The sequence below is a fragment of the Rheinheimera sp. SA_1 genome (genome assembly GCF_001669775.1).
Classification (GTDB): domain Bacteria; phylum Pseudomonadota; class Gammaproteobacteria; order Enterobacterales; family Alteromonadaceae; genus Pararheinheimera.
Genome location: NZ_LXWK01000011.1, coordinates 1,043,859 through 1,056,519, shown reverse-complemented (window position 1 = coordinate 1,056,519; position 12,661 = coordinate 1,043,859). Strand labels below are relative to the sequence as shown.

Below are 12,661 nucleotides of genomic sequence, written 5' to 3'. Positions count from 1 at the left end.
CTCAGCAATAGCCTGAGCATACCATAATCGAAACATAACAAAAGTTACGGATTTGCATATCCATCTGATTTTTCGACAGTTCAATCGGTTGATAACGATGAAAAACCCTGTAGTAGTCCTTGTTGCGGGTATTTTCGTCAATAATCGCCTGCCACTAACCTTAAGCCGGGATGTGCAGAAGTTCAACTCGCAGGCCGTCACAACAACCCGTTTATGAACAGAGAGGGAAGTTGAATTGTCTTGAGGTTCAGCATGGCATCAAGTACAAATGTGGGACAGTGTTGCTGCTCCGGCAGTTGCCTGAACTTCGAAATAACCATTTTAAGGATGAAAATATGGGATTTGGTGGAACCAGTTTAAGCGGGCTATTGTTGGCATTGATGATTTACATTCTGCCCTCTGTTATTGCATTGTTCAAAAATCATCAGCATAAAAAATCAATTATTCTGCTGAATCTTGTTGGCGGTTTGCTGTTGGGCACAGGTTGGCTGCTGGCCTTTATCTGGTGCTTTATCAGCGGAAAACGGGAATAAGCTGTACTGTATTCTACAGCTGCAGGCATAGCTTTTTTGCAAAAGTGGCACCTGCGTTCGATCCCTGGCATTGACGGTGCTTCTATCTACTTAGCTAGCTACCAACAACTGTTGGATCTGATGTCGTAACCAGCGTCGTAACGGATCGTCCTGAGTTCGGGAATGCCAGATCTGGCTGATTTGCACTGTGGGCAGCGGCACCGGACAATCTTTGATGATGAGTTCCGGATGGCTGCACCGGGAAAGTTCGGCCAGCGATTTCAGGCAGGTCAGCAGCAGATCATTTTTTTCAAGCAAGTAAGCAGGCGATAAAAAACCGGATAAACCAGCGCAGACCAAACGACTGTGACCGGTTAAAGCGAGCGCTTGGTCAACAATGCCATGCAAATCGCCGGTTAAAGTGGTGACGATATGCCGGGCCTGGCAATAATTTTCAAGCGTCAGTATCTGATCCGAGAGCGGATGTTGCTGACGCAGTAGCACCACAAACTGTTCCGCCAGTAGTTGCTGCTGATAAAAACTTTCCGGTAAATCACGATAAAAGCCGGCAATTGCCAGATCACATTCGCCCCGTTCCAGTTGTTGTTTCGGCAAAGTGCCCTGGGTGTGCCGAAAGACCAGCTGGACATTTGGTGCTTGTTCGCTGAACCGCGCCAGCAAATCCGGCAGCAGCAGAGATTCGATATAATCGGTGCTGTAAATCACCAGCCGATCGGTCTGGGCTAAAAAATCTGGTTGCGTCTGCTGTTGATAAAAACCTTCCAGCTCTGACACCAGCTGCAAAATTGCCGGCGCCAACGCAATCGCCTTGGGTGTCGCTGTTAAACCCCTGGCGGCGCGGACAAACAGTGGATCAGCAAATTCATGGCGCAGTTTATTCAGCTTATGGCTCAGCGCTGGCTGGCTTAAGTCCATCCGCACGGCGGCACTGCTGACGTTCAGTTCCTCAAACAACACCTTAAACAACAGCAACAGATTCAGATCTTTGGTTTTGATATTCATAATTTGGATTGGTCATATGAAGACAATTCATTTCTTTTGAGTTTAATGCCGGCGCAGAATAAACACCATCATTCACAGCACAAAAGGGCACACCAATGAAACTCTCAACCTATGTCGTAAAACTGGGGCTGGCGACAGCCTTAATCCTCAGCAGTACTTTCGCTTTCGCCGCAGAGAAAGTACTCATCGTGGTGACCAGCCACAGCAAAATGGGCAACACCGCGGAAAAAACCGGTTATTGGTTAGGGGAAGTGACGCATCCGTATAAAGAGCTGTTGGACGCCGGTTTTGAAGTACAGATTGCCAGTATTCAGGGCGGCGAGGCACCGGTTGACGCGCGTAGCCTGGCCGAGCCTGATGCGGTGAATCAATGGTTTATGGCGGACAAAAATCACAGCGTAAAACTCAAGCAAACCCGCAAACTGTCGAACGAAAAAGCTGCTGATTATAAAGCGGTATTGTTTGCCGGTGGCCACGGCACCATGTGGGATTTCCCGCAAGATCAACACTTACAGCAGTTTGCGGCAGATTTATATCAGCAGAATGGTATCGTAGCGGCGGTCTGTCATGGCCCGGCGGCGTTAATCAACATCAAACTGGCCGATGGCAGTTATCTGATTGCCGGCAAAAAGGTCACCGGTTTTAGCAACAGTGAAGAGCAGCAAGTGAAGTTAAGTGAGGTGATGCCGTATTCGCTGGAAGATCAGTTAAAACTGCGGGGCGCCAGCTATAGTGCAGCAGCAAGTTGGCAGTCAAAGGTGGTGGTTGATCAGCGACTGATCACCGGCCAGAACCCGCAATCGGCTGCGGATGTGGGTAAGGCGTTAGTGAAACTGCTGCAACAATAAGCTGTTGCGAAACAAACAAAAATGCCAGTCGATCATCTTGACTGGCATTTTGTTATTTGTTGGTTGAGCAGCGTAACCTCAGCGGCGGCGGGCTAACCACAGCAGTGCTGGTGCTAACAACAGCAAAGTTGCCGGTGCCGGAACTTCTTCCACACCTTCAATCACGCCGCTGGTGTTGCCGATTTGGACTTCGTCAGCCGGGATCTCAAAACCCCAGCCATCGCTTAATTCAACTTTGTTGAAGTTCAGGGCAAAAGCACCGGCTTTTTTCGCGATAAAAGTAATGGTCGCCAGCTGGAAACGGTTGTCTGGCGTGGCTTGTAACTCAGCCAGTTCAAAATCCAGTGCGTCAAAGTTCAGTTCAGAAAAATTTAGCAGATTGCCGCTGACTGCTGAATATTTATCGGTGTCAGCAAAGACTGTCAGGTAATTGCCAAAAGTGATGCTGTCAAAGGTCAGAGCCGTTGATTTAAACCATAAATCGATATTAAAACCGGCCAGCGCGGTGTTTAAATCGCTCATCCAGATACTAGCGCTGATGGTATCGCCTTTCTGATAGCTGGTATTGTCCAGTTCAACACTGATTAAAGCAGCCTGTGTTTGCAGGCTGAAGAATAAACCTAGTACCGCAAAGAATTTTTTCATTGTTCACATCCAAAATTAGTCATTCAATCAAATTGTTATGCTTTAAAGACCGCAGCGCAGAACCAGGCTGCGGTCAGCATGTTGTTTTAAGCAGACCGCTTATTTAATCGCGCAGCGTGCGTAAGTACATAACGCCGCCATCGCCCGCGCATCAGTACTGTTCACTTTGCCATCTTTGTTAAAGTCGTAGCTTAAACTCAGCACCGCGCCACTGCGCAGTAACTGGTTAAACAAGTTGATATCGTTGTTGTCGACGTCACCGTCTTTATCAAGGTCAGCAGGTTTTGCAGTGCTCAATGCCAGCTCAACCACCACCGGATCATGGTCAGAAGAACGGAATGGCGTGTCCTGGTACAAATCGGCTTGTTGCTGTGCTGTTTTGTCTTCGACGTTGTAGTCAAACACAATCGGCTCATCAGAGTTGATATGCCATTCAGTGGCATAAGATACCTGAGACGACAGGCTGTTGCTGGCCAGGGCGTGGTCCAGATAACCACTTTCACCGCTGAAGCTGTAGCCATAACCACGGTTACCCTGATGCTTTTCAATCAGGTTAACAAAACCGGCGCTGACGAAGGTATGAATTGGATCTTCTTTGGCGTAAGCGTTTAAGTCACCAATCACCAGTACATCTGGATCGGTGCTGCCGGTAGGCGATGTATTTAAGAATGCCATCAGCTGTGTTGCGGCCTGTACTCTGGTCGCATTCCAGCAGCTTTGACCATCTTTAAAGTCGCGGTCCGGGCTGGTTGAACCCGGGCAGCTGCCTTTTGATTTAAAGTGGTTGACTGCCACACTGAACACTTCATTGGTTTTCACTTCTTTGAAGGTTTGGACCAGTGGCTGACGGTTACCAAAACCAAACACACCGCTGCTGGTGGTAACTGCATTACCCACCGGCACTACCGAAGCTGCTTTGTAAATCAGGCCTACTGAAATTTCGTCAGTACCAAGTTCGGTGCTGCCTGGCACGCTGGCGAAAGTATAAGTGCCGGCACCTGCCACCGCGTTCAGGCGGCTGACTAAGTCAACGATTGCGCTGGCTGAACCATAACCGTCGTTTTCAATTTCCATCAGACCTACCACGTCTGCGTCCATCGCCGCCAAAGCCGCGACAATTTTGTCAGCCTGACGTTCAAATTCCACGGTGCTGTTGGCGCCACGTGAGGTTGGGAAACCCGTGCCATCGCCGTTACCGTTGAAATAATTCAGTACGTTAAAGCTGGCAACTGTCAGACTGTCCTGACGTTTCAGCTCTGGTGCGTCCTGTCGCAGATTGCTGGCAGTATGAGTTGGCGTGACGGCTGGCAATAACCGCCAGGCGCTGAAGCTGAAATCCAGCACACCTTGCAGATTACTGAAAGTATCGCCCAGACGGACCGGATTGTTCATGGTTAAACCTGGCGCCGGGTAGGTGATATTGGCCGGGTTTTTGCCGTTTTGCAGGTCGTCCAGAATGATTTTATCCAGCTTGTTCTGCGCGGCCAGTGCGATGGCTTCAGCTGTGCCCGGACGGAACTGGTTAGTTGGGGTGTACAGACGTTTCGACGACAGACCCAGTTCACCATAGGTGCCAAGGCTGAAGGTATCAGACACTGTCAGCGACTGATTAATCTGTACTTGCATACTTTCCAGCGCTTCCAGGCCAGTCAGATTGCTGAACGGCAGGCTAAGTGCAACCGGAGCAATTGCTTCACCCGGGCCGCAATCCAGCAATGCTGCTGAGCGTTTTAATTGCGTTTTGGTGAAGAATTCTTCAACCACACCGATGATCCGGACTTTGCTGCCCGCTGCCGGGTAATCAGTCACGCCGTTGTTGTAGATAAAGATTGCTTCGGAAGTGGCTGGGTTATTGTCAGAATCTGCCGCTTCTTCCTGCACATAAAAGCCGGTGGCTGTTTGCAGTTGCTGAGTGACAATACCTTCAATAATATGAATTTTGCCAACTTCGGCTGATGCAGTGCCGCTGCCCTGAATGGCGCTGATGAAGGTTGCGGCTTCACCGCAGGCGCCGATCAAAGGATCCGGCGTTGGGTCCGGATCTGGATCCGTGCCGCCACCGTCGCCTTCCATACTATGTGCACCTAAATTGCTGTAGGTGTTTTCGGCAAAGCCCAGCCATTGTGCTGCAGGATCAAAGGCATCGCTGCCATTGGTATCACCTTGATTTACAGTCGGTTTACGCACCAGCGTTTTATTCAGCGTCTGCACATCACCGCTACCCCAGGTGGTGCCAGGGTCAAAACCAATCTGACCAACTACATCAATTAAGGTGCTGCCGTTGTATAACGCAATGGCGTCATCACCGTTAAAATTGCCTGAGCCGAGCGTTAAGCTGGCGGAAGTTTGTTTGTCTTTTAATTCCTGCACTGCGGCGGTATCAACCAACACCAATACCGATTTTGCAGCAATTTCACCGGATAAATTCACGGTTTTGCCGGCGGTGACCGCGCCGTTTGAAAATACTTTCAGGCTGTAACCGGTCAGATTTAACGGTGTAGTACCAGGGTTGTAAATTTCCAGCGCTTTATTGTTTGAAGAACCTTCTACATATTCAGAAATAAAAGGTTCAGCCTGAAGTGCGGGCGCCAAAAGCGCTGGCAGCAGGAGCAGTTTAAATTTCATAGGGTTTCCATGGCTGTTTAGTTGATTGTTTAGTTAAATGTTTGTCGATTCTTTTGTTAGTTCTGTTGTTTATTCTGTTGTTGATCGTTTTGGTTGGATATTTAAGAGTGCCGACTTTGCTATCGGACTCATACACCACAGATCACGACTGTTGTGTTGATGTTCAGCTTGGCTAAATTAGAGAATAATTATGACAATTTCAATATAGAGTTATTAAGCTTTTCAAAACGTTATCTCATTTATGTAAAATATCTTGACACTTTTTTGCTAAGCTTTTGATTTACTGGACGGATCAGTAATTAAGTTTTTTTGAATTAATTTTCAGCAACCTTTGTCACGGCAGTTGGCAGGCAAGCACTTCGCCGTTAAGCTGGTTGAAACCTGTTTTTTCAGGCGGTTTTGTTAACATTTGACGCCGCCAATATTGCTTGCGGAGCAACCATGCCACAACCGGTGATCCTGGCCATTGATCAAGGCACTTCGTCCAGCCGGGCGATGTTATTTAGCCGTGACGGCGAGCTGTTGGCGCAAGCACAACAAGAGCTGAGTTGCCACTTTCCACAATCGGGCTGGGTGGAGCAGGATGCCGAACTTATTTGGTTGTCGGTGCTGGCGGTGTGCCGGGATGTGTTGCAACAAGCGGCGGCCTTGCAACTCGAGGTGATAGGCCTTGGCATCAGTAATCAGCGCGAAACTACCGTGCTGTGGCATAAACAAAGTGGCGTGGTACTGGCTCCGGCTATTGTCTGGCAAGACCGGCGAACTGCTGATTATTGTCAGGGATTACAAATGCATGCGCCAATGGTGCGGCAAAAAACCGGGCTGGAACTGGACCCGTATTTTTCTGCTTCGAAAATTCGCTGGTTGCTTGAAAACGAGCAGCAGGTGCAACAAGCGCTGGCGGACAACCAACTGGCTTTTGGCACCATCGATTGTTTTTTGCTGTGGCGTTTAACGGGCGGTAAGGTACATGCCACCGACACCAGCAATGCCAGCCGCACCATGTTGCTCAATATTCAAAGCCTGAGCTGGGATACGGAGTTACTGCAGCTGTTTGATATTCCTTTGGAAATATTGCCACAGGTCAAACAAAGTGCCGACGATTTTGGTTGTTGTGATAAAAAGTGGTTTGGCGCTGAATTGCCAATTCTGGCGCTGATTGGCGATCAACAGGCAGCGGCGATTGGCCAGGGTTGTGTCAGTAGCGGTTCGTTAAAAAGTACCTATGGCACTGGCTGCTTTGCGCTGTTAAATACCGGTTGTCAGCCACTGATTTCCGAGCAGCGGCTGCTATGTACTGTGGCGAGTACAGTGCAGGGGCAAACCCAATATGCGCTGGAAGGGGCGATTTTTGTTGCGGGCGCGGCGGTGAAGTGGCTGCGCGACCAGCTTGGGATCATTGTCTGCGCCAGCGAAACAGAAGCCTTGGCCGCCAGTCTGCCTGATAACGGTGGTGTGTATTTAGTGCCGGCTTTTACCGGACTCGCGGCGCCGTATTGGCGATCCGATGTTAAAGCCAGTCTCAGTGGCCTTAGCCTGGGTAGCGGCAAAGCGCATCTGGCGCGTGCTGTGCTGGAAGCTGTTGTTTATCAAACCAGCGATTTGCTGCAGGCGATGCAAGCGGATGGCGCCAGTATCAGTCAGCTGCAAATTGATGGTGGCATGGTGGCGAACAACTGGTTCTGTCAGCACTTAGCCGATGTGCTGAACCTGACGGTGCTCAGGCCAGCCGTGGCGGAAACCTCGGCTTTTGGCGCGGCATTATTGGCGGGGGTTCAAGCCGGTTGGTACAGCAGTCTGGCCGATACCGCACAAGTGCAATGTAAAGTGACCCGTTTTTCTCCGGCAATGCCTGCAGCCGAACGCGCTTTGTTACTGGAAGGTTGGCGCCATGCAGTGCAAAAGGTGCTCAGCTGATGCTGAAAAAGTACCTGCAGCAAATTAAAGACGGTAAAGCGGTGCAGTACAGCAAAATGCTGCAATTGCTGCCGCCGGGTTTTTATCAGCGCCGGGCTGAGCTATTTAAAGTGCGGGTGGTCGGCGCCGGAAAATGGCAGGTCAGTATTATTAATGCTGAACTATTTGAGCAGCTGTGGCAAAGCGCGTTGGAACCGGCTAGCCGGCAAATCGCCAGTTTGCAGGGCGATTCGCACCGCGCCAATACCTCGCACAGTTATCTGCTGTTGTATCATCAGGGGTTGACGGATGCGCGACCCGATTTAGTGCTGGCGCAAAGTAAGTTTGATGGCAGTGTACAGCTGCTGCAGAATTTTCAGCCGAAAAAGTGCCTGTTACTGATTGAAAACGAAGAGAATTTTTTCCGGTATCCTGAAGTCGCCATGCTGGCGCAGCAGATGTTGGTGCAGGATTTTAGTCTGGCGGGTAGCGATATAGCGCTGGCGTCCGGCTCGCGCATTGGTTCGGCGTTACTGCAGCCATTTCTGGCGCAGTACAAAGACATTTATTGTGCTTTTGACTATGACGCTGCTGGCCTGGAAACCTTTGATTTACTGCAGAAAAAATGGGGTGACAAAGTAAAGCTGGTGGTCGCGCCGGATTTAACGCCCTGGCTTGCAGGTTTTATTCATCCGCCAAAACAACCGCAGCAACTGGTGAAAGCTTTGCAACTGGCGGAGAAACATCAGCTGTTTGGCTTGGTGGATGCATTTACCAGGACCAAAAACTTCCTGGAGCAGGAAGTTTTGTTGCGGGGGTAAATGACGCAGAAGGTATTTATTCGAAAACCGCAGGCTACATCCGCCATTGCCGTCAATGGCGTACTATCGCTGACGCGATGAGTAGCGCCCTACGGTTTTTATCTTTAAATCAATGTTTTAAGCTTATTTTAAGCGTAAGGCGGACTCGGCCGAAGGCTAGTCCGCCACCAAGCCGATGGCGTTAGTCGTCATCCGGCATTTTTAAACAAAAAAATGTTAAAGCAAACCTTAACTCGTTGCCGCCACCGCTTCTTTCACCTGCAATGCCAGCTGCTCCTGTAACGCCGGATCCAGTTTGAGCTGGCGTGCTAATTCCTGCAAATAGGATTTTTCCATAAAATTCTGCTCATCAACCGTCAGCAAACTAGCGAGATACATTTCTGCCGCCATCGCCTGATCTTTAGCGTGCGAAGCCACTTCGGCCGGATCGAGTGGCTTTTTCAGCTCGCGATCAACCCATTGTTGTAACGATGGATCCGAAGTTAATTTCGCCACTTCGCCATCAATCAACTCGCGTTCGCGATCGTCGATATGGCCATCGGCTTTGGCGGCAGCAATCAGCGCCACCAGAATCACCGTGCAATGCACTTCGGCTTTTGGTGCAGACAGCTGATCAAAAGGTTTTACCGGATTTGGCTGCTGATGTTGGCTCGGCGTCTGCTGTTGATAATTTTGGTAGGCCTTAAACGCCAAAGCGCCAAGGGCGGCTAAACCACCGTAAGTGAGTACCGTGCCACCCATTTTACGACCGGACTTGCTGCCAAGTAACAAACCTAAAGCGCCACCCGCCAATGCGGCGCCGCCTTTGCCAGATAACAACGATGACAGCGTGTCGGTGAGACTGCCGCTGCTTTGGCTTTTTTGCTGGCCGTAGTTGCTGTTGCCAGAAGTCGATTGACCATAGCCCGAATTGCCAAAACCAGAATTGCCTGAAGATTTCCCTTGCAACATTTCGCTGCCTGAACGTAATAACTGGTCGAGTAAACTTTTAGTATTCATCCGTTGTCCTTTTATCCAGTGGCGAACAGTTTTGTGTCCGATAACGAAAGCTTAACGCTGTCTCTGACCTCACAGCAAGACGGTAAGTTGCAGCAACCGGCAAAGCTTTGTATCTGAATGTAACACTTTTGACTGCGGGAACGGCGGCCAATACTTTTAGTCTGTACAAATATACAGTCTTTGATACACTCAAAAGATCTCAGCTTTTTGTAAAACCGCCCATGGCCGCACCACAACTGCAGTTACCACCGGATTATTATCTGACCCATTTTCGCGACTTGCTGGCGGTGCTGCATAGTCGTTATCACAGCGTATTGTTGCCGCAACATCTGCAACTGATTGAAACATTTCAGCAATTGCCAATAACCGCCCAGCGGCAGTGGGTGCGGTTGTTAAACCGTAAAGGCCTGGTGTTTGCATTAAAAGATGTCGAATACGTCGAAGTACCAGATCAGGCGGCTGCCGTGGCGAAACTATTGCAAGCCGGATTACTGGACAAACCCTCGTCCGATGAAGATCTCGCCGATTGGCTGCAACGCGCCAATAAAGAACACCTGCTGGCGTTGGTGGAATTAGCTTCTGGCGCGGCAAACCCGGCGCTACCGCTGCTGAAAAAAAGCAGTACCAAACCGCAGATCCAGCAGTATATAGAACAACATCAGCTACTTACGCCAGCCTCGATCCAATTATGGTCTGAGCAGCATGGCGAACTGGTCGCACTGCGCGCGCAAACCGAATTGCAGTATTTGTATTTTCTGTATTTTGGCCGTTTTGAAACCAGTCTGACCGCTTTTACGCTACGCGATTTAGGCATTCTGCCGGGTAGTGGTTTTAAACAAGAATTTCAAGCGCGTTACACCGACCGCGATCAGGCATTGGCAGCTTTTGCTTATGCCCGGTTAAAACCAGAGTTGCAAAGTTTGCAGCAAGGCTGGAAAAGTCTGGATCTACTGGCTCAGGAAGCCGCATTGCGGCAATGGCAACAGCAAATGCTGGAGTGGCCTGAGCCTTTGGATGAGCGCACGCGGTTGCAACGGGAAGCTTTATGCACAGCGCTGGGTCGGCTGACAGAAAAGCTGCTCACGCACGCCAGTGCCGATGTTGCCTTAGTTGACGATGCTCATCGTCAGCGCGCTGCATTGACGCAACTTGCCATCGGTTTTTACCAACAAAGTGCCAGTTATCCGGCGTCCGAGCGCTTGCTGCGATTGTATTATGCCAACCGCAGCGACCCACAAATGGCTGAAGCGCTGCAGCAGCAGCTTCAACAAATGTTAGAAAACCCCAGCTGCGACGATGAACTGTGGTTCGCCCGCGATTTTGCCAGTCGCAAGCTGCAGCAAAAACCAACCTCAGATCTGACCGACTTTTTGCGCAGCGCTGCGACCATCACGCTAGACGAGTTATATCTGGGCCAGACCGAGCGGGGGGCAGTACACTTTTACCGGCAGCAGGGGTATCAGGCGTTTCATGCCGAAAACGAATTGTGGTTGAGTTTATTTGGCTTGTTGTTGTGGCAGCCACTGTTTGAGTCTGAGCAAAGTGCCATTTACAACGAGTTTGAACGAAGGCCACGGGATTTATCCAGCGGCGAGTTTTATCGGCGCCAGCAACCCTTGATTGAACAGCAACTGGCGTTATTGGCTGACCCGGCCGTTGCCGTCAAACAACTGCTGAAAACCTACAGTGCGCAGTTTCAAAAAGCCAATGCGGTGTTTAGCTGGCATCCAGATTTGGCGACGATGTTGCCATTATTGGTGCATGGTGCGCCAGCTGGGGTGCTGGCAAAAATTATCCGGCAAATGACGCAGGATTTTCGCCGTTGTAGCAGCGGTTTTCCGGATTTATTGCTGGCCAGAGAAAGTGCAGCTGGCACGCCAGAAATTCAACTGGTGGAACTCAAAGCGGTTGGCGACAGTTTAAGGCGCAACCAGCTGACCCGGCTGATGAGCCTGCGTGAACTTGGTTTTGCTGTGTCGCTCATGCAAGTGCAATGGTGGCAAAGCCCGGATCGGGTTTATGTGGTCATTGACGTTGAAACCACCGGCGGTAAAGCCGAGAACGATCGCATCACTGACATTGCCGCTTATAAAGTGCAATATGGCGACATTATCGATGAGTTTTCTAGCCTGGTGAACCCACAGCGGCGCATTCCTTATTTTATCCAGAAGTTAACCGGCATCACCAACGACATGGTGGCATCAGCCCCGCTATTTTCCGAAATTGCCGCCAAGCTGACTGAATTTATCGGCGACAGTATTTTTGTCGCCCATAACGTGAATTTTGACTATGGTTTTGTCCGCGCTGAACTTGGCCGTTGTGGTTACCCGCTGCAATTACCGAAGTTTTGCACCGTGGTACAAATGCGCCGTGCCTACCCGGGGCTTGCCAGCTATAGCCTTGGCAAACTGGCGCAACAGTTTGATATTCCACTGCATAACCACCATCGCGCTGCCGCTGATGCCAGAGCAACGGTGGAACTTTTAAAGCTTATTCAGGCGAAAACTGTGGTGGGGGTGGTGGAGCCGGAAGCTATGGCAGATGAGGTCTTAGAGGCTCACCGTTGAATTTTTTTCTGCGATTATTTTGTTACAGCACAATCTTTCAATGGATACCTTTGACCGCACCTGTAGACAGGTGCAAATAATGGTTCTGTTCAGCATAGTTAAATAGCAGAAGGTTGTGATGCAAACAAAATTTTCTGAAGATGTCATTCCATTATCCGATCTGAAAGTGAATCCGGGTAAGGTCGTGCATCGAACCAACGATACGCATCGCCCAATCTTGTTGACCAGCCGGGGACGTGGAGTCGCTGTGGTGCAAGGATTAGACGATTACGAAAAGTTGGCAGAAGAGCTGCGGTTTGTAAATGCCATTGCACAGGGATTGGCTGATATCCGGCAAGGCAATACTGTAACTGTCGCAGAGGCAAAAAAATTGTTGGGGAACAGTTAAATGGTCTTGAGTATTGCACAGTCTGCTTTGATTGATAGCAGATCCAGCAATATTATCTGGAACAAGGCATTGCTGAGATTGGGCAGAAAATACTCCAGGAAATTTTTCAGCGGACTGATTTAATCGTTGCGGGTCCGGATGCAGACCGGATAGTGCCGGAGTTTAATCAGCCGCAAATTCGCGAAATTATCTATCCGCCTTTTCGTATCGTCTATTTGCGTGAAGTTGACTCCGTACAACTGATCCGGGTGTGGCGAAGTTAAAGATTGTTGATATTGACTTAGTTTGAGGTGAGTGCATAAGACTGGTTTGTAAGCTCAGAGCTGCCGTTTGAAAC

General features: G+C 49.8%; 11 protein-coding genes. 7 read left to right on the top strand and 4 right to left on the bottom strand.

Features of this window, described 5'->3' with window-relative positions; all coding sequences use genetic code 11:
• Window positions 1–296: 296 nt before the first annotated feature.
• Window positions 297–533, top strand: a complete 237-nt coding sequence (locus tag A5320_RS21650; RefSeq protein WP_197489988.1) for a superinfection immunity protein — start codon at window positions 297–299, stop codon at window positions 531–533.
• 90 nt (window positions 534–623) lie between these two features.
• Here A5320_RS21650 and A5320_RS05385 read toward each other — a convergent pair whose 3' ends face one another.
• Entirely contained in the window at window positions 624–1,535 is a 912-nt protein-coding gene (locus A5320_RS05385; protein WP_068061931.1) for a LysR family transcriptional regulator, read from the bottom strand.
• A gap of 95 nt (window positions 1,536–1,630) precedes the next feature.
• On the opposite strand from A5320_RS05385, the gene A5320_RS05380 reads away from it, so the two are divergent.
• Window positions 1,631–2,383, top strand: a complete 753-nt coding sequence (locus A5320_RS05380) for a type 1 glutamine amidotransferase domain-containing protein (RefSeq protein WP_197489987.1) — start codon at window positions 1,631–1,633, stop codon at window positions 2,381–2,383.
• Window positions 2,384–2,461: 78 nt separating this feature from the next.
• Here the strand turns inward: A5320_RS05380 and A5320_RS05375 are convergent, their stop codons facing one another.
• Both A5320_RS05375 and A5320_RS05370 read right to left on the bottom strand, forming a co-directional pair.
• Window positions 2,462–3,028, bottom strand: a complete 567-nt coding sequence (locus A5320_RS05375) for a cohesin domain-containing protein (protein ID WP_068061928.1) — start codon at window positions 3,026–3,028, stop codon at window positions 2,462–2,464.
• A gap of 99 nt (window positions 3,029–3,127) precedes the next feature.
• Entirely contained in the window at window positions 3,128–5,653 is a 2,526-nt protein-coding gene (locus tag A5320_RS05370; protein ID WP_068061926.1) for an ExeM/NucH family extracellular endonuclease, read from the bottom strand.
• A 441-nt stretch (window positions 5,654–6,094) separates the two neighbouring features.
• On the opposite strand from A5320_RS05370, the gene glpK reads away from it, so the two are divergent.
• Both glpK and A5320_RS05360 read left to right on the top strand, forming a co-directional pair.
• The gene (glpK, locus tag A5320_RS05365; RefSeq protein WP_068061924.1) at window positions 6,095–7,570 is read left to right on the top strand and encodes a glycerol kinase GlpK; all 1,476 of its coding nucleotides are present in this window, start codon (window positions 6,095–6,097) and stop codon (window positions 7,568–7,570) included.
• Window positions 7,570–8,370, top strand: a complete 801-nt coding sequence (locus A5320_RS05360; RefSeq protein ID WP_068061921.1) for a hypothetical protein — start codon at window positions 7,570–7,572, stop codon at window positions 8,368–8,370. Before glpK ends, A5320_RS05360 begins: the two co-directional genes overlap by 1 nt.
• A 228-nt stretch (window positions 8,371–8,598) precedes the next feature.
• Here A5320_RS05360 and A5320_RS05355 read toward each other — a convergent pair whose 3' ends face one another.
• Window positions 8,599–9,369, bottom strand: coding sequence for a tellurite resistance TerB family protein (locus A5320_RS05355; protein ID WP_068061918.1), 771 nt, complete (start codon window positions 9,367–9,369; stop codon window positions 8,599–8,601).
• Window positions 9,370–9,590: 221 nt separating this feature from the next.
• Here A5320_RS05355 and A5320_RS05350 point away from each other — a divergent pair, with 221 nt between their 5' ends.
• The 3 genes from A5320_RS05350 (at window position 9,591) to A5320_RS21645 (ending at window position 12,587) form a co-directional block, all read left to right on the top strand.
• On the top strand, window positions 9,591–11,936 hold the full coding sequence (locus A5320_RS05350; protein WP_068061917.1) for an exonuclease domain-containing protein: 2,346 nt from the start codon (window positions 9,591–9,593) through the stop codon (window positions 11,934–11,936).
• Window positions 11,937–12,054: 118 nt separating this feature from the next.
• The gene (locus A5320_RS05345; protein ID WP_068061916.1) at window positions 12,055–12,324 is read left to right on the top strand and encodes a type II toxin-antitoxin system Phd/YefM family antitoxin; all 270 of its coding nucleotides are present in this window, start codon (window positions 12,055–12,057) and stop codon (window positions 12,322–12,324) included.
• Between the two features lie 41 nt (window positions 12,325–12,365).
• Window positions 12,366–12,587, top strand: a complete 222-nt coding sequence (locus tag A5320_RS21645; RefSeq protein ID WP_082971547.1) for a type II toxin-antitoxin system RelE/ParE family toxin — start codon at window positions 12,366–12,368, stop codon at window positions 12,585–12,587.
• The last annotated feature ends 74 nt before the right edge of the window (window positions 12,588–12,661 follow it).

What these genes read in the sequence shown, in the direction of transcription:
- A5320_RS05360 (WP_068061921.1), top strand. Translation starts at nt 7,570, where the DNA reads ATGCTGAAAAAGTACCTGCAGCAAATTAAAGACGGTAAAGCGGTGCAG.
- A5320_RS05345 (WP_068061916.1), top strand. Translation starts at nt 12,055, where the DNA reads ATGCAAACAAAATTTTCTGAAGATGTCATTCCATTATCCGATCTGAAA.
- A5320_RS05385 (WP_068061931.1), bottom strand. Translation starts at nt 1,535, where the DNA reads ATGAATATCAAAACCAAAGATCTGAATCTGTTGCTGTTGTTTAAGGTG.
- A5320_RS05355 (WP_068061918.1), bottom strand. Translation starts at nt 9,369, where the DNA reads ATGAATACTAAAAGTTTACTCGACCAGTTATTACGTTCAGGCAGCGAA.
- A5320_RS05380 (WP_197489987.1), top strand. Translation starts at nt 1,631, where the DNA reads ATGAAACTCTCAACCTATGTCGTAAAACTGGGGCTGGCGACAGCCTTA.
- A5320_RS05370 (WP_068061926.1), bottom strand. Translation starts at nt 5,653, where the DNA reads ATGAAATTTAAACTGCTCCTGCTGCCAGCGCTTTTGGCGCCCGCACTT.
- glpK (WP_068061924.1), top strand. Translation starts at nt 6,095, where the DNA reads ATGCCACAACCGGTGATCCTGGCCATTGATCAAGGCACTTCGTCCAGC.
- A5320_RS05375 (WP_068061928.1), bottom strand. Translation starts at nt 3,028, where the DNA reads ATGAAAAAATTCTTTGCGGTACTAGGTTTATTCTTCAGCCTGCAAACA.
- A5320_RS05350 (WP_068061917.1), top strand. Translation starts at nt 9,591, where the DNA reads ATGGCCGCACCACAACTGCAGTTACCACCGGATTATTATCTGACCCAT.